At 31.1% G+C, this 17,114-nt stretch carries 19 protein-coding genes; 7 read left to right on the top strand and 12 right to left on the bottom strand.

The window, feature by feature from the left end; all coding sequences use genetic code 11:
• Nucleotides 1–418: 418 nt before the first annotated feature.
• Nucleotides 419–925: a hypothetical protein gene (locus ACFQ1O_RS04565; RefSeq protein WP_377713817.1), complete on the bottom strand. Its 507-nt coding sequence runs from the start codon at nt 923–925 to the stop codon at nt 419–421.
• Nucleotides 926–1,028: 103 nt separating this feature from the next.
• Here ACFQ1O_RS04565 and ACFQ1O_RS04560 point away from each other — a divergent pair, with 103 nt between their 5' ends.
• Both ACFQ1O_RS04560 and nfi read left to right on the top strand, forming a co-directional pair.
• Nucleotides 1,029–2,753 carry a WYL domain-containing protein gene (locus ACFQ1O_RS04560; protein WP_377713815.1) on the top strand — a complete coding sequence of 575 codons (1,725 nt, stop codon included), beginning with the start codon at nt 1,029–1,031 and terminating at the stop codon, nt 2,751–2,753.
• An 18-nt stretch (nt 2,754–2,771) separates the two neighbouring features.
• Nucleotides 2,772–4,031: a deoxyribonuclease V gene (gene nfi, locus ACFQ1O_RS04555; RefSeq protein ID WP_377713813.1), complete on the top strand. Its 1,260-nt coding sequence runs from the start codon at nt 2,772–2,774 to the stop codon at nt 4,029–4,031.
• Between the two features lies 1 nt (nt 4,032).
• Here nfi and ACFQ1O_RS04550 read toward each other — a convergent pair whose 3' ends face one another.
• Nucleotides 4,033–4,410, bottom strand: coding sequence for a Fur family transcriptional regulator (locus tag ACFQ1O_RS04550; protein WP_377713811.1), 378 nt, complete (start codon nt 4,408–4,410; stop codon nt 4,033–4,035).
• Nucleotides 4,411–4,483: 73 nt separating this feature from the next.
• Between ACFQ1O_RS04550 and ACFQ1O_RS04545 the strand changes: the two genes are divergently transcribed.
• Nucleotides 4,484–4,879: a MerC domain-containing protein gene (locus ACFQ1O_RS04545; RefSeq protein WP_377713810.1), complete on the top strand. Its 396-nt coding sequence runs from the start codon at nt 4,484–4,486 to the stop codon at nt 4,877–4,879.
• Entirely contained in the window at nt 4,879–5,205 is a 327-nt protein-coding gene (locus tag ACFQ1O_RS04540; protein WP_377713808.1) for a hypothetical protein, read from the top strand. The genes ACFQ1O_RS04545 and ACFQ1O_RS04540 overlap by 1 nt, the downstream gene beginning before the upstream one ends.
• Before the next feature lie 312 nt (nt 5,206–5,517).
• Here ACFQ1O_RS04540 and ade read toward each other — a convergent pair whose 3' ends face one another.
• The 8 genes from ade to ACFQ1O_RS04500 form a co-directional block, all read right to left on the bottom strand.
• Nucleotides 5,518–7,140, bottom strand: coding sequence for an adenine deaminase (ade, locus tag ACFQ1O_RS04535; RefSeq protein ID WP_377713806.1), 1,623 nt, complete (start codon nt 7,138–7,140; stop codon nt 5,518–5,520).
• Between the two features lie 15 nt (nt 7,141–7,155).
• Nucleotides 7,156–7,593, bottom strand: a complete 438-nt coding sequence (locus tag ACFQ1O_RS04530) for a DUF6265 family protein (protein ID WP_377713804.1) — start codon at nt 7,591–7,593, stop codon at nt 7,156–7,158.
• Between the two features lie 101 nt (nt 7,594–7,694).
• Nucleotides 7,695–9,842 (bottom strand): prolyl oligopeptidase family serine peptidase, encoded by a 2,148-nt coding sequence (locus tag ACFQ1O_RS04525; RefSeq protein WP_377713802.1) that lies wholly within the window; start codon nt 9,840–9,842, stop codon nt 7,695–7,697.
• Nucleotides 9,843–9,931: 89 nt separating this feature from the next.
• Complete coding sequence (locus ACFQ1O_RS04520) at nt 9,932–10,288, bottom strand: hypothetical protein (RefSeq protein ID WP_377713800.1); 357 nt, start codon at nt 10,286–10,288, stop codon at nt 9,932–9,934.
• Nucleotides 10,289–10,441: 153 nt separating this feature from the next.
• The gene (locus ACFQ1O_RS04515; protein WP_377713798.1) at nt 10,442–11,431 is read right to left on the bottom strand and encodes an aspartate-semialdehyde dehydrogenase; all 990 of its coding nucleotides are present in this window, start codon (nt 11,429–11,431) and stop codon (nt 10,442–10,444) included.
• A gap of 182 nt (nt 11,432–11,613) precedes the next feature.
• Nucleotides 11,614–12,021 (bottom strand): large-conductance mechanosensitive channel protein MscL, encoded by a 408-nt coding sequence (mscL, locus tag ACFQ1O_RS04510; protein WP_377713796.1) that lies wholly within the window; start codon nt 12,019–12,021, stop codon nt 11,614–11,616.
• Between the two features lie 85 nt (nt 12,022–12,106).
• Nucleotides 12,107–13,213, bottom strand: a complete 1,107-nt coding sequence (gene alr, locus ACFQ1O_RS04505; protein WP_377713794.1) for an alanine racemase — start codon at nt 13,211–13,213, stop codon at nt 12,107–12,109.
• A gap of 5 nt (nt 13,214–13,218) precedes the next feature.
• Complete coding sequence (locus ACFQ1O_RS04500; RefSeq protein WP_377713792.1) at nt 13,219–13,851, bottom strand: thymidine kinase; 633 nt, start codon at nt 13,849–13,851, stop codon at nt 13,219–13,221.
• Nucleotides 13,852–14,012: 161 nt separating this feature from the next.
• Here ACFQ1O_RS04500 and ACFQ1O_RS04495 point away from each other — a divergent pair, with 161 nt between their 5' ends.
• Nucleotides 14,013–14,768: a hypothetical protein gene (locus tag ACFQ1O_RS04495; protein WP_377713790.1), complete on the top strand. Its 756-nt coding sequence runs from the start codon at nt 14,013–14,015 to the stop codon at nt 14,766–14,768.
• Nucleotides 14,769–14,799: 31 nt separating this feature from the next.
• A complete protein-coding gene (rsmI, locus tag ACFQ1O_RS04490; protein WP_377713788.1) occupies nt 14,800–15,471 on the top strand; it encodes a 16S rRNA (cytidine(1402)-2'-O)-methyltransferase in 672 nt (223 codons plus the stop codon).
• Here rsmI and ACFQ1O_RS04485 read toward each other — a convergent pair.
• Together ACFQ1O_RS04485 and ACFQ1O_RS04480 are read right to left on the bottom strand one after the other, a co-directional pair.
• The gene (locus tag ACFQ1O_RS04485; RefSeq protein WP_377713786.1) at nt 15,468–15,833 is read right to left on the bottom strand and encodes a hypothetical protein; all 366 of its coding nucleotides are present in this window, start codon (nt 15,831–15,833) and stop codon (nt 15,468–15,470) included. The two genes, rsmI and ACFQ1O_RS04485, sit on opposite strands and share 4 nt — an antisense overlap.
• Nucleotides 15,834–15,972: 139 nt before the next feature.
• A complete protein-coding gene (locus ACFQ1O_RS04480; RefSeq protein WP_377713784.1) occupies nt 15,973–16,563 on the bottom strand; it encodes a carboxymuconolactone decarboxylase family protein in 591 nt (196 codons plus the stop codon).
• Nucleotides 16,564–16,692: 129 nt separating this feature from the next.
• Between ACFQ1O_RS04480 and ACFQ1O_RS04475 the strand changes: the two genes are divergently transcribed.
• Complete coding sequence (locus tag ACFQ1O_RS04475; protein ID WP_377713782.1) at nt 16,693–17,112, top strand: OsmC family protein; 420 nt, start codon at nt 16,693–16,695, stop codon at nt 17,110–17,112.
• The last annotated feature ends 2 nt before the right edge of the window (nt 17,113–17,114 follow it).

Genomic DNA, 17,114 nt, shown 5'->3' with positions numbered 1-17,114 from the left:
AAAACTTTAAAAATCTTCGGAAAGGAATTTCAAAAACGATTTGAAATAAAAAATCCGAAGCAGATGGCTTCGGATTGATATGTTTAGTAGATGGTAATCTAGCTGTTAACTAACCGAAGCATAGCCTGAGCAGGATTCTTTCCTACTGCGCTTTTTTGAGATGTGTTAAATACGAACATTTTTCTTCGGTTATTAATCCACTAAGGTGGAAGTTATTGTTTAAATTGTTTTCTCTGTAGCTCTTACTTTTATTCTGAGTTTAGCATCTTGTGTGTTGGACAAGAACAGTTATTCGCTGCTGCAAATATCAGAACATTTTTTTGTAATCTCCAAATATTTTTTTCTATAAAGCTGTTTTTTACCCCCTTAATACGTAGTATTACTTTTTTTGAAAAAAATGAAATAATTACGATTTTATTTATAAAAACCCGTTTTTTAAGAGCTGTATTTTAGCTTCTAATGAAACACATTTATTTAAGTTTTGAATGATTTTTTGAGCTTCTTTTTTAAATCCTAAATTGAATTCTTTTGCTCTCATATAACCAATTTCAACTAAATTATGTTGAGTGTATAATAAATAGATTTCCCATAACAATTCATAGCCACAGTCATAGGTGTATTTTTTTACAACTTCCATTGATTTATCACATATTTTATCTGAAGTTTTCACATTGATTATGTCTAAACATGTTTTTTCTAGTAAGAACAAAATACATTCCTCTTCAAGGTAATTTTCGTTAGCAAGATTTTTTAAATAGTTGTAAGAATTAGGGTTTTTATAGTTGATAGTTACTAACTCAAATATAAAGTCATTTGAGTCTATTAAACACATTAAATTCTCTTGTTTATAAAGCCATTTTTCAAACTCTAACATTGTAATTTTTAGTGACAGTGCTTCAAATATTTTTAGTTTTAGCCGATCCATTTTAATTAAAATTAATTATTCAAAACAAAGATTTTTCTTAACTACGTAATATTTTTGCGTACTACTATTTTTTCTTTACTTTTAAATTGAAAATTTAACTATAATGGCTGTAAATAAAAATGCACTAATTAGATATAAAACTATTGATAAATGTTTACAAAACAGGTATAGAGAATGGACGCTTGATGATTTAATAGATGCTTGCTCTGATGCACTTTACGAATACGAAGGAAAAGATACTTATGTAAGTAAAAGAACAGTGCAGTTTGATATACAAATGATGCGTAGTGACAAGTTAGGTTACAACGCTCCAATAGTGGTTTATAATAGAAAATATTACACCTACGAAGATGAAAATTACAGTATTACTAACATCCCGTTATCTGATAATGATTTAGGAAAATTATCAGAGTCTGTTGCTTTTTTAAAACAGTTTCAAGGCTTTTCTCATTTTAGAGAATTAGATGGAATGATTCAGAAGTTAGAAGCCCACGTATATGCGCAAAAAACGCATCAGAAAAGTGTGATTGATTTTGAGAAAAATGAAAATTTGAAAGGACTAGATTTTTTAGATAATTTATACCAAGCCATTATTAACAAACAGTGTTTAAAAATAACCTATAAATCATTTAAAGCTAGACAAGAAAGTGAATTTAATTTTCATCCCTACTTGTTAAAAGAATTTAGAAACAGGTGGTTTTTAATTGGTTGTAAAAAAACGAGTCAGCCAGTAATGAATATAGCTTTAGATAGAATTATATCCGTTAAAAAATCAGATATCGTATTTAAACCGAAGCCAGATTTTGATGCAGAAACTTATTTTAATAATGCCATTGGCGTATCTATAAGTCCGAATTTGCCAGCAGAAGAAATTATTTTATTTATTACTCATAAAAACGCTCCGTATATATTAACCAAACCATTTCATTCGTCACAAAAAGTAATTGAAAAAGATGCTTTTGGAGTGACAATTTCGTTGCAAGTTCAGCATAATTTTGAGCTAGAAAAAGAGATTTTAGGTTTAGGCGATGGCTGTAAAGTTTTAGCTCCTTCAAGGTTAAGAAGGAATATAAAAGACCGTTTGCATTTTGGATTGGATTTATACAATACAGAAGTAACAGAAAGCAATTTAAAACGCTCAGTAAAAAAGTTGAATTATAACGGTTTTTCTATTTTAAATAATGTGTACGGACAACGAGAGGTGAGAAGAATTAAAAAGATGTTAGATCAGTATTTTACTAAGTATGAGGATAAGCCTTTTGCTTTGCGCTGTTTGTTACATAAAATACCCGATTTAAAACAACTATTGTTAAATAAAAACCTTCAAAATATTATAGCAAGTATAGACAAAAAAGCTGTACTTACTAAAGCTATTTATTTTGACAAACCGCCTCAGAAAAATTGGTATGTTACCTGGCATCAAGATGTACCTATTAATGTAAAAGAGAAAATAGAAACTGAGGGGTATTCTTCTTGGACTAAGAAAGAAAATATTACTTCAGTTTGTCCTCCAGAAGAAGTATTGCATAAGAGTTTTACTATTAGAGTGCATTTAGATGATACTAATGAAAAAAACGGAGCCTTAAAAGTATTGGCAGGATCGCATAAAAAACGATTGACCAATAATGAAATTAATGTAATTACAGAAAACAGTGTTCCGTATATAGCAGAAGTAGCTAGTGGAGGCATTCATTTAATGAAACCATTATTGTTACATGCTTCTGCCAAATCTGTTAGCCAGAAAAGAAGGCGAGTATTACATTTAGAATTTAGTTCTGCTCAATTACCTAATGAGTTGGAGTTTTTGGAGAAAGAGGTTTTAAATTAACTTTTAATAAGTTATATAATGAAGAATAACTATTATAAATTTAGACAAGACATCAAAGTAAATTTTAGTAATGTTTGTATAAATGATTTTTCGACTCTTTTAAAAGAGAATAAACCTTTTTCTGGAGTTGTTGAAAGTAAATATGGGAAAGAATATTATTCTAAAAGAACTTATATCAAAGGTTATCCTTATGGGCTAAATATATTTATCAATAAAAGACAACGATCATTATATTCATTAGATTTCACTAAAAGTAATGGTTATGCTTTGGAGTATGAAAATAATGATAGGACATCCTTTGAAGTATATGACATGGGGTTTCTTTTAGAAAAAATCACTTGTGTTGAAGGAAAAATAATAGAAAAAGAAATTACTGAGATTGATATTATTGAAACAGTTAAAGAGTTCAATATAAAAGATTTGCTAGAAGAGATATCTGTTAAATATGAAATAGAAGTAGACGATATTGATTCTATGTTAGGGTGGGGTTTATCGACGTATAAATCTGTTAAATATGATTATAAGTTTTTAAAAAAACAATATTGGAATTATTATCATAAAACTAATAAGGAAATGGGATTATATAAAAATAATGATTTTATAAAATACTACACAGAACAAAATAAATTAAAAGATCAAATAATTAAGGGAGATGTATTACCAGAAAAGATACAATATGTAGCTGGTGTAGATGTAGCATACAATGAGCAAGAGCAAATTATGGTAGGAGCTATTGTAGTTTTAAATGCAGAAACTTTAGAGGTTGTCGAACAAAGCAGTCACGTTATGGATATTACTTTTCCGTACATTCCTGGGCTGTTTTCTTTTAGGGAAGTGCCTGCTATTTTAGAAGCTTTTAAAAAACTTACTATGCAACCAGATTTAATTATTTGTGATGCACAAGGCATTGCCCACCCTAAAAATGTAGGTATGGCTACTCATTTAGGAATAGAGTTAGATATACCAACCATAGGTTGTGCTAAGAAGAGGTTAGTTGGATTTTATGAAAAAGAAAAATTAGGTAGCAATAGAGCAGATACACAAGAGTTAATTTGGAATAGTGAAACAGTAGGGGTTGCCTTAAGAACTCAAGATAATATTAAGCCTATGTTTGTTAGTATAGGTCATAAAATTAGTTTAGAAACAGCTATAGAATGGGTATTAAAAGTAAGCCCAAAATACCGATTACCCGAAACTACCAGACAAGCAGATCAACTAGTAAACAGTATTCTTAAAGAAACAACCGACTATGATTTTTTAGATGATAATAAGGTTTAGATTAACCACAATTTTCACACATACCCACCAATAATAACTGAGATGAATTAATTTTTTTATTAGGAATAGTAGGGATGCTTACATTCATAGAAACGCACTCTACTTTTCCGCATTCTTGGCACTGAAAATGAGGGTGAAGATCTATGTGATTGGCAGAAGAACAACCATGACATTTAGCATACCATTTCAAGCCTTCTTTACCAAGAAATGAGTGAACAACTCCATCATTTTCAAGTCTATCTAATATCCTATAAATAGTAGTTTTATTCATTTCTTCACTTAATTGATTAATTAAGTTTACTACAGATATAGCTTGACTATTATTTTCAAAAATAGTAAGCAATGTTTGAACAGATTTTGTTTTTCTAATAACACCCATGTTGCTAATTTAACGCAACCTAATTGGTTTTACAAATAAATTCTATATATTTGCAACTCAGTTGCGTTAATATATGGAGTTAAGTAAATATAAATCGGATTATTTTGGTGCTATAGCAAGTTTTTTGTGTTTGATACATTGTATTGCTACACCATTAGTTTATGTGGTTAATGTAAAATCATTATGTTGTTCATCTTCTACACCATTTTGGTGGAAAAGTTTAGATTATATATTTCTTATTATATCATTTATAGCTGTTTTTTGGTCTGTAAAACATACAAGTAAAAATTGGATAAAATACGGATTTGGTGCCAGTTGGCTTGTTTTGTGTTTTATTTTAATAAACGAAAAGTTTTTATGGATTTACTTAAGTGAATATAGTATTTATATACCATCATTAAGTTTAATAGTATTACATATTTACAATGCAAGATTTTGTAAGTGTAACGAAGATAAATGCTGTGTATAATGAATATAGATTTAAGTATAACAACCTTACATTCTTTAAATTATAAGTTAGTTAAAGAGAATGTTTATGTTGATTTAAATGATACAAGTGGATTTTCGAATTATAGAGTGGCTGTTATTATAAAAAAAGAGCCAGATAACTTTTGTAAAAAGAAAATAGAAAGACGGTTTGAGAACAATTTTCTACATATAGAAAAAGTAGAATTTTGTAATAAGAATAAAGAATTAAAATATGTTTTAGGAGGTGACTTAGAAGATATAATAAGCTTTAAGTCTAGAATATCATCAAGAAATATTTTCATTAAAGGGTTGGTTAATGCTAAGTAGATTTACTCTTAATTTTTCGCGATAATTGATAATTTGGTTAATATCAATTTTTATTACTTACAACTATTTAGCTGCGATTGTATTTTAGATTTTGTTAAGGGTGAACTTTAAAAGTTTGCCCTTTTTCATTTTAAGACATATACTAAAAAGAGATTATCTAAACGTATCAGGGCTAATTTTGGTTCCTACTAATCGTTTTTAGATACGTAGTGTAGGGTTAGATAATCTCTCGTATTTTAAAGATATGAGAGCAATACCGTTTTTAAAACCAAAAATGAGTAAAACCCTCTTTTGGATGAGGGAACTTATATGTTAAGTAATCTCTACAGATGTAAATTCAAATTTACTTCCGTTAAACAAACCTTTATCACTTAACTTTAAACTAGGTATTACCAAAAGAGCCATAAAAGATAGTGTCATATATGGAGCTCTTAATTTACTACCCATTTGTTTGGCAATTGTATCTAATTCTGAATAGGCTTTACCAATAATTTCACCAGGTCGATCGCTCATAATACCAGCAACGGGTAAAGGCACGACCTTTTCTTCTGTGTTATTTACAGCACAGATACCTCCTTTATTTTTTATTAATAAATTAACAGCTTTACAAATACTGTCATCGTTTGCACCTACTGCAATGATATTATGAGAATCGTGCCCTACAGACGATGCAATAGCACCTTCTTTAAGTCCGAAATTTTTAATAAAGGCAGTGGCTGGTTTTTGATCTTGATATCTATTAACCACAGTCATTTTCAATACATCAGTTGAGGTATTAGAAACTAAATTTCCACTTTCTAATAAACTATTGGCTTCTATTTCATTAGTAACCAATTCTCCATCTAAAGCTTCTATAACGCGTATTTTTTTAGCAGTAGATGAGTAAACAAAATCTTCAATATATTTCTTATTAGTATTAAAATTGTTTGGCGTTTCAAAGGCTACAGAATTAATTTTAGTAGTACCGTTTTCAGCAACTAGCTCACCATTAATATAAGTAGCTAAAGCTTTGAAACTTATTAAATCTTCTACGATTACAAAATCGGCATCATCTCCTTCTTTTAAAAGTCCTACATCTAAATTGTAATGTTTAACCGGATTGATACAAGCAGCTTGTAATACTTTAAAAACATCAATTCCCTTTGCAACTGCTCTAGCACATAAAGCATTGATATGATTAATTAATAAGTCGTCAGGATGTTTATCGTCTGAGCAGAACATGATATTTTCAAAATGATCAGGAAGTAGATCAATCAAGGCTTCAAAGTTTTTAGCAGCACTTCCTTCTCTTATAATAACCTTCATTCCTTTTTGAAGCTTTTCTAAAGCTTCTTCATAAGTAAAACACTCATGATCTGTGGTTATACCCGCAGCAATATAATTACTTATATCTTCTCCTCTTAATCCAGGAGCATGACCATCTATTGGTTTGTTATAATGATGAGCCCAAGCAATTTTCTTCATGACTTCTTCGTCTTTAAATAACACACCAGGGTAGTTCATCATTTCTGCTAAATACTTGATATCTGGATTTTCTAAAAGTGTTTTTACATCTTCAGAATTAATTACCGCTCCAGCACTTTCAAAAGAAGTAGCGGGCACACAAGAAGGAGCCCCAAAATTAAATTTAAAAGGAACTTTTTTGCCGTTTTCAATCATAAACTCAACTCCTTTTACCCCTAAAACATTAGCTATTTCATGCGGATCTGAAACTGTAGCCACTGTACCATGTAGTACTGCCAATTTTGCAAACTCTGAAGGAACTAACATCGAACTCTCAATATGTATGTGAGCATCTACAAAACCAGGGATGATGTATTGACTTATTTGATGTTCTTTACGAGAAATACGCTCAATCTTACCATTTTTCACTTCAATTTCGCCGCTAAAAATCTCCTTGTTAAGTATATCAACAATTTGTCCTTGTATAACCATATAATATGTTGGGTATTATTTCTTTTTAAAAAGAAAAGAAATTTGGTCATCTCCAGCAGAGATAACCGCTTTTAAATCTCCATTTTCTGAAGAGTAAATGATCTTTTTTGGAAATTCATTTTCAGGATTTTCACCAATAAAACTTGTTTTGTTTAAAGAAGTAATAGGGAAAAGTGTTGGAGTTTCATTAACTCCAATCACTTTAAAAACCCATTGTTCTTTATCTTTTATTAAATGAATATTTTCTTTAAAAACCGTATCTTTTTCTTTTAGAGTACACCCTAAACCAATATACTCTGTATCCGATTTTTTAGTCCAATATTCATAGGTTTTATTTCCTTTGGAATCATTGGTTCGTTCCCAAGTACCCAATAACCAATCAAACTGTGTTTCTTGAGAAGAATTACAAGAAACGAATAGTATGATTAGTATAAAGAAATAAGATTTTTTCATGTTATTTAATTGATGTCATACGAAACGCAATCAAAATCTTTTAGATAAAAAGTTCTCGATTGCGCTCGAACCGACAATATAATTTAATCAGACTATGTCTGTTATTTGTCGTTTGGAAGTTTATCAAACCCCATATTGTACAATGTAAAAGCAAATAAATCTACATACTCAGAAATTTGCATTGCAACTGGTTTACCAGCACCGTGACCTGCATTGGTTTCTATTCTAATTAAAACTGGCAAATCTCCTGCTTGCTTATCTTGTAATTCAGAAATAAATTTAAACGAGTGAGCTGGTACAACTCTATCGTCGTGATCTGCTGTATGTACCATAGTTGCAGGGTATTTAGTTCCTTCTTTTACGGTATGTACCGGTGAATATCCTTTTAAATATTCAAACATTTCTTTAGATTGTTCAGAAGTACCATAGTCATAAGCCCAACCAGCACCCGCTGTAAAGGTATGATAGCGTAACATATCTAAAACTCCAACTCCTGGTAAAGCTACTTTCATTAAGTCCGGACGTTGAGTAATAGTAGCACCTACTAATAAACCTCCGTTAGATCTTCCTAAAATAGCTGTATATTCTGGAGAAGTATATTTCTCTTTATGTAAGTATTCTGCGGCAGCAATAAAATCATCAAATACATTTTGTTTTTTCATTTGTGTACCTGCATCATGCCATTTTTTACCGTATTCTCCACCACCTCTTAAGTTAGCAACTGCATAAATACCACCTTGTTCTAACCAAATGGTATTGGCAATTCTAAAGCTAGGTGTTAAACTGATATTAAATCCTCCGTAACCATATAATATAGTTGGGTTTTTACCGTTTAACTCAATTCCTTTTTTATAGGTAATAATCATAGGTATTTTAGTACCATCTTTAGAAGTATAGAATACTTGCTTAGACTCGTAATCTTCTGATTTGAAATCGATTTCTGGTTTTTTGTAAACCTCAGAAGTTCCGTCTGTTGGATTATATTTATAAATGGTACTTGGATTCGTATAATTGGTAAATGAGAAATATAAATCTTTAGCTTCTTTTTTGCCACCAAATCCACCAACACTACCAACACCTGGTAATTCTACTTCTCTAACTAATTTACCATTGTAGTCGTATTGTTTAATTTGAGAAACAGCATCTTTCATGTACTCAGTAAAAAAGTATCCAGCACCTGTACTTGGCGATAATACATTTTCTGTTTCTGGTATAAAATCTACCCAGTTTTCTACGGTTGGGTTTTTAGCATCAACCGTTACAATTTTTTGGTTAGGAGCGTTTAAGTTAGTAACAATAAATAACTTGTCTCCATCATTTTCTATTACATAGGAATCTGAATCAAAACCTTTAACCATTTGTACTAATGGAGCGTTAGGTATAGTTAAGTCTTGAATGAATAAATCGTTTCCAGATGTAGAAGTTGAACCAGAGATAATTAAGTATTTGTCATCTTCTGTAACTCCACCACCTACATAGCGTCTTTTTTGTTCATCTGTTCCTCCAAAAACTAATTGGTCTTCAGATTGTTTGGTTCCTAGTTTGTGGAAATATAATTTGTGTTGATCTGTTTTAGCAGATAGTTCACTTCCTTTTGGCTTGTCGTAACTAGAATAGTAGAAACCTTCATTTCCTTTCCAAGAAAGTCCAGAAAACTTCACATCTATTAAAGTATCCTCTTTAACTTCTTTGGTTTCTGCATCCATAACAATTACTTTTCTCCAATCACTACCTCCTTCAGAAATTGAATAAGCAACAGTTTTTCCGTCTTTCGAGAAACTAAGACTTCCTAAAGAAGTAGTTCCTCCTTCTGAAAAAGTATTAGGGTCTAAGAAAACTTCATCTTCTCCATTATCATTTTTTCTATAGATTACATATTGGTTTTGTAATCCATCATTTTTATAATAATATTCATGATCACCTTCTTTAAAAGGCGCTCCTATTTTTTCGTAATTCCATAATTTAGATAAACGATCGTTTAATTTTTTACGATAAGGTATTTCATCTAAATGCGCGTAGGTGACTTTATTCTGTTCTTTTACCCAAGCTTCTGTTTCAGGGCTTCTGTCGTCTTCTAACCAACGATAAGGATCTTTTACTTGAGTGTCGAAATAGGTATCTACAACATCTCCTTTTTTGGTTTCTGGATAAGTCATTTTTTTAGCAGTCTCTTTTGGTGCTTCGTTATTTTCATTCTTGCATGCACTAAGCAGGGCTAACGAAAAAACACCTAAAAGTATTTTCTTCATGATGATTAAAAATTGGTTTATTCTCTCAAAAGTAACCATAAAAAAAACGCCTGACAAATATCAGACGTTAAAGGATTTATTGAAAAGGATTAATAAAATAATTGAGTAAATCGTCTTTTATTATCAAGGATGTTTAATAATACCAGAAGAGCAACAAGCCCTAAGGGACTTAAAATATTTTTAGGATTGGTAGATAAATGATGAAATAATACCTGAATGCTAAAAAATAAAAGAATAATAAGAGCAACTGGCATGGCTTTTCTAAACATAATTAGTGATCCAGAAATAACAAATAATGCTCCATAAAATAAATCGTCTGCCTTTAAACCAATAAGTTCACTAGTAAAGTCTAATGTTTCTGAAAAATGTACAAATTGATTTAGACCTAACAAAATAAGTAAAATGCTGAGGCAAAGGCGGATAATAAGTGTGTAGTTTGATCCCATAACTGTATAAATTTAAATAGGTTAGTATGTTTTTTGAATTACAGGATTTAAGTCAACTACAAATTACAAATACTTAAGAGGGTATAAAAAATTAACCGATGAAGCGTTGTGTTTCATCGGTTAAATGTAAAATTGATTTTAGTGTAATATGTTTTAAATCAGAGAGTTGATGTTTAAATACTCTGCGATTTGTATAGTATTAGTTGCTGCTCCTTTACGTAGGTTATCAGCAACAATCCACATGTTTAAAGAGTTGGGTTGAGATAAATCTCTACGTATTCTACCCACAAATACTTCATCTTTACCGTTGGCATAGATAGGCATTGGATACGTATTAGTGTCTAGGTTGTCTTGTACTACAACACCTTCAGTATTATTGATAATTGACTTAACTTCATTTAAATCAAAATCATTTTCAAACTGAACGTTTACACTTTCTGAATGTCCACCAGCAGTAGGAATACGTACTGCTGTAGCAGTTACTGCAATACTTTTGTCGTCTAAAATCTTTTGTGTTTCACGAACCAATTTCATTTCTTCTTTCGTATAACCATTGTCTTCAAAAACATCGCAATGTGGCAATGCATTTTGATGAATAGGATATGGGTAAGCCATTTCACCCTTTACTCCAGCCATTTCATTTTCTAACTGTTTAACAGCTTTTACACCTGTACCAGAAATAGATTGATAAGTAGATACAACAACACGTTTGATCTTGTATTTTTTGTGCAATGGAGCTAAAGCCATTACCATTTGAATGGTAGAGCAATTAGGGTTGGCAATTATTTTGTCTTCTTTGGTTAATTGAGAAGCATTGATTTCTGGGACTACTAATTTTTTGTCTAGATCCATTCTCCAAGCCGAAGAATTATCTATAACGGTTGTTCCCGCTTCTGCAAATTTTGGAGCCCATTCTAAAGAAGTACTACCTCCAGCAGAAAATAATGCTATATCTGCCTTCATATTAACAGCAGTTTCTAAACCTACAATGGTATAGGTTTTATCTTTAAAAGAAATGGTTTTTCCAACCGATTTCTCTGATGCTACCGGAATTAATTCTGTTACAGGAAAATTACGTTCTTCTAAAACGGCCAACATTACGTTTCCTACCATACCTGTTGCGCCTACAACTGCTACTTTCATTTGTTTTTTTTGAATGAAAAATTAATAATAAAAACAAAAGTAGTTAATAAAGAGATTGCTTGTTCATAAAAGTATACCAATAATATTTTTTTAACAAAAAAGGATCTGAAAGTGAGTATAAATAAGAAAGCCACTCATAATGAGTGGCTTCTTTAATATATTAAAGGATTAATAATATTGGGTTATTTTTTTAATAAGTCTCTAATTTCTGTTAAAAGATCTTCCTGACTTGGCCCTGCTGGAGCAGCTGGTGCTTCTTCTTCTTTCTTTTTCATGGCATTGACAGCTTTTACCATCATAAACATTACAAATGCTACAATAATAAAATCAATTACATGTGTTAGAAATGTACCATATTCTAAAAATACTTGTCCTTCCATAACTCCTTCAGCATTTTTCACGCCTTCTTTTAACTCTAATTTTAAATCTTTGAAATTTGAATTGAATATCATTCCAATTAATGGTGAAACGATTCCTCCAGTAAATGACGTAACTACTTCTTTAAAAGCAGCACCCATTACGAAACCTACGGCAATATCTACCAGGTTTCCTTTCATTGCAAATTCCTTAAATTCTTTTAACATTCCCATTGTATTGAAATCTTTTTTGGTTAGACAATTGCAAAGCTACATAAAGCTAGTAGATTACTCAATAAAATGTTAAAACAGGATGCTTTTATCGATAAAAAACACGTTTTATTCGCTGAGATGTAGCGGTTATGATTTCATAAGAAATACTAGTAACCGATTTTGAGAATTCTGAAGCAGTAAAAATACCATTGTAAATAACAACTTCATCACCTTCATTACAGTTTATATGGGTTATATCTACCATAATCATATCCATACAAACATTACCAATAATAGCTGCTTTTTGATTATTAATGATTATACTTCCTAAACCATTTCCGTACTGTCTGCCAATGCCATCTGCATGACCAATAGGAATGGTAGCTGTTTTTGTAATTTTGTTAGCTATATAAGCTCTGTTATAACCTAAAGAATCTCCTACTTGCAAAGTATGTATTTGTGATATAACAGAGGTTAAACTTGCTATTGGCTGTAATTCTTTGTTGAATTTAGCGTCGTTACCAAAACCATATAAACCAATACCAGTTCTTACCATATCTAAATGTGCTTTAGGATAATTTAAGATTCCCGAAGTATTACATAAATGTGCAAACGGCTTATGATTAGATAATTGATTGAAATTTTGACGAATTTCTTTAAATTGATTGATTTGTTTTTTTGTAAATTCTAACTCTTTTGAGTCTTCGCTTGCAGCCAAGTGAGAAAAAATTGAGGTTACTTTTATAGGTGAGGCTTGATTTGTTTTTTGGGTAATAGCTTTTACGTCTTTCGCTATAAAACCTAATCTATTTAGACCCGTGTTAAATTTTATATGAACAGGATAGTTCTTCTGATTTAATCTTTCAGCAACCTTAACAAAATCATTTAAAACTCTAAAACTATATAAACTCGGCTCTAAACAATTATCAATAATTTCTTTAAAGTTAATAGGTTGTGGATGTAAAACCAATATAGGCTTATGGATTCCTGCTTTACGTAATGCAACACCTTCATTGGTGTAAGCTACAGCAAAATAATCTACGTTTAATTCTTGTAATTCTTTTGCTACTTCTTCAGCATCGCTACCATAAGCAAAGGCTTTTACTACGGCTAATACTTTCGTATTTGGCTGTAATTTACTTTTTAAAAATTCAAAATTCTGTTTGAGCTTTTTAAAATCTATTGTAAGCGTAGTTTGTTTAGTAGCGCTCATGAGGTTTATTCATCATCAGCAGAAAGTTCTTCTGCATCAACATCAAAATCTTTAATTTTTTCTTTAAGCATTGCTTTATAGTAAGCGGCTCTACTTAAAGGTTCATACTCTTCTGTTTCACCTAATAATACAATATCATCGCCAGCGGCTTTTCTATAACTGTATTGTGCTAAATTGCCTGTTCTTGTACAAACGGCATGAACTTTAGTAACATATTCTGCTGTAGCCATTAGAGAGGGTATAGGCCCAAACGGATTTCCTTTAAAATCCATATCTAATCCAGCAACAATAACTCTAATGCCTTTATTGGCTAAATCGTTACAAACTTTAATGATTTCATCATCAAAAAATTGAGCTTCATCTATACCTACAACATCACATCCATCTGCTAAAATAGGTATGTTTGCAGCGGCAGGAACAGGTGTAGAACGAATTTCATTTGCATCGTGCGAGACAACCATTTCCTCATCGTAACGGGTGTCTACTGCAGGTTTGAAAATTTCTACACGTTGTTTGGCAAATTGTGCACGTTTTAAACGTCTAATGAGTTCTTCTGTTTTTCCAGAAAACATAGAACCGCAGATTACTTCAATCCAACCAAACTGTTCTTTATGATTAACGGTGTTTTCTAAAAACATAAAACTATAATTAAAAGTGTATATAGAGCGAAAACAAAACTAAGCAATTTTAATTTATTTCAAACCATAATTATAAGCAATAAGTAGGCTTGTTATATCGTTTAAATTAGTATCTTTCAACAAAATTGTTTGTTCTTACAAACTTCTCAAAAAAACATGGTATGAATCACGAATTAAAATCAGAAATACAAGCTTTAGCTAAACAGGTTTTAGAAATGAATGGAGTAGCTCCGTTAGGTGAGTTGCAAATGGTTGCAAAAGATTTATATGATAAAGTAACTATTTTAAAATATATAACAGAAAATCCATCGGTTAGTAACCAGGAAGTTCCAAGTCTTCATGAAGTTGTAAAACCAGTAGTTGACCAGCTAATAGAAGAAGAGAATTTAATTGACGAAATAGAAGATGATAATCTGGAAGACCAGCAAATGCTCTCTACTTTAGATGAAAATCTTTTTGTATCTAATGAACCGATGGATGAAAGTTTAATAGAGTCTGCTACCGAGAAAATAAAAGATATTGTAGCACAAATGCCTCCAGAAGCTGAGCAAATAGAAGAGTTTATACAAGAAGTAGTAGCTCCAACTATAGTAGCTAAAAACGATATTGAAGAAATAACACCTTTGCAAGAAGATATCGCAGTAGTTACTACTAATAAGCAACAACAATCGTTAAACGATAGATTGAAAAAAAGTATTACAATTGGACTTAATGACCGAATAGCTTTTGTAAAACATTTGTTTAATGGTAGCACAGAGGATTTTAATAGAGTCATATCTCAATTAAATACCTTATCTAGCGAATTAGAAGCTTTAGAATTTTTAAACAATATGGTTAAGCCAGAATATAATGGTTGGATAGGTAAAGAAGACTACGAACAACGCTTTTTATCTTTTATAGAAGGTAGGTATGTTTAATTAATCTATCTGGTTTTCTTTTCTTTGCACTATGAGCAAACTATACATTGTACCCACACCTATTGGAAATTTAGAAGATATTACTTTTAGAGCTTTAACAGTTTTGAAAGAAGTAGATGTTATTTTGGCTGAAGATACACGCACAAGTGGTAAGTTATTAAAACATTTCGATATCAATACCCAAATGTATAGCCATCATATGCATAACGAGCATAAAACAGTTGATGGGATCGTAGAAAAACTTAAGAGTGGACAAACTTTTGCGTTGATATCAGATGCGGGCACTCCTGCTATTTCTGACCCAGGTTTTTTACTTACAAGAGCCTGTATAACTAAAGGAATTGAAGTTGAGTGTTTACCTGGGGCAACAGCATTTGTACCAGCTTTAGTAAATTCTGGTTTACCTAATGATAAATTTGTGTTTGAGGGATTTCTTCCTGTAAAGAAAGGTAGGCAAACTAGATTAAAACTATTGGCCGAAGAAAATAGAACTATGATTTTCTATGAATCTCCACATAAGTTAGTAAAAACTTTAAGTCATTTTTGTGAATACTTTGGAATGGATAGACAAGTGTCGGTCTCTAGAGAACTAACTAAATTATACGAAGAAACTGTTCGTGGAACGGCACAAGAGGTCTTGTCTCATTTTGAAGAGAAAGCACCAAAAGGAGAAATAGTAATTATCGTGGCTGGAAAAAATTAGTAACTTAACTCAGTATCGCCTTGATGCTTTAAGAGCTTAGTTAAGTTCATCATCATATTTTTTTCTAAAACATCATATTCGCCATCACACATAAAAAGCAATTCTATTTCATGTAATAAAACATCGATGTCTTTTTTACTGTATTTGTGTTCTTGAATATATTTAAGAATCTTTTGTAGGCTTTTATAGTCGTTATCGTTTAGTAATTCATTAACTACATTTGTATACGCCTTGATATTGACCTTTGCTAAAATCATATCTTTTTCTTCTACGTCAAAAATAAAATCAGCATGGGCAGCATACAACAATGTATAAGCTAAGAATTCGTCATTAGTCCAATACGTTTGATAAGTAGGAATCATAAATCAGTTAAAATAATTTTAGATAGGGTGAAGTCGTAAATCTAAGTTACTGATTATTAATGTATTAAAGAAATTTATAGTTAAAAAAATCCTATTCACATAATTGAATAGGATTTGGTGTTGTAAAAGATGAGGGAAATTAAATATGTTTTCCTTTTTCCCAACCGTGTTTTCCTAAATATTGATTTCCAGATTCTACAGCGCCATCTTCTATTGAGGTTCCCATAGAGTCATTCCACCTATTTAAATATCCAAATAAAGAAATTACGCCTAGCATTTCTACAATTTCTCCTTCGTCCCAATATTTATATAATTCGGTTTTAATTTTTTCATCAACATTATTAGGTACTAAAGTTGCAGCTAATGAAAAATCTAAGGCAGCTCTTTCTGCATCAGAAAAGGCAGGATGCGTTTTATACTCCCATATATTATCTAACTGTTCTTGCTCTGCTCCGTAACGCTCTGCTGCTCTAATAGCATGAGCTTGGCAGTATCTACAACCTGTTGCATTACTACTAACCCAAGCAATCATACGTTTTAAAGCAGAAGTAACTCTACCTTCATTAGCCATAACCGCTTTATTTAAATTAATAAAAGCTTTAGATATGGCGGGTCTGCGCTGCATTGTTAATACCGAGTTAGGACAAAAGCCTAAGGTTTCATTAAAAAACTCGGCCAGTTCTTTGGTTTCTTTATCATGATCTGGCGATAATGGAGTTACTAATGGCATAGTTATATAGTTTTAAGTTATTAATTTCTAAGGTGGTCTAAAATACAATATTATTTAGGCTCTAGCAATAGTCTCTTTTGCCATACATTGCTTACATTTACCTATCTAAAAAAATAAAATGCTAATTAAATGGGAAATGTAGTAAAAACTTACTGGAAAGGTGATATGACTTTTGAATCTACCAATCCGGGTGGTAGCTTAACAATAGACGCTAGTAAAGAAATTGGCGGTAATGACAATGGCTTGCGTCCAAAGGCAATGATGTTGTCCTCTTTAGCTGGTTGTTCTGGAATTGATATTGCTATGCTACTTAGAAAAATGAAAGTAGAGATAGATACTTTTGATATTGAAATAGATGCCGAGTTAACAGATGAGCATCCTAAATATTATCATAAAGTAGATTGTCATTATAATTTTTATGGAACCGATTTAAACGAGAAAAAGATTAAGAAGATTGTAGATTTATCGGTAGATAAATATTGTGGAGTAATGGAAATGTTTAGGCGTTTTGCTGAAGTCTCTATTCATATTCATTATCATAATTCATAAAA

The sequence above is a fragment of the Pseudofulvibacter geojedonensis genome (genome assembly GCF_042675745.1).
GTDB lineage: Bacteria > Bacteroidota > Bacteroidia > Flavobacteriales > Flavobacteriaceae > Pseudofulvibacter > Pseudofulvibacter geojedonensis.
The sequence above is the reverse complement of the archived record's forward strand: the minus strand, read 5'-3'. Positions and strand labels throughout refer to the sequence as shown.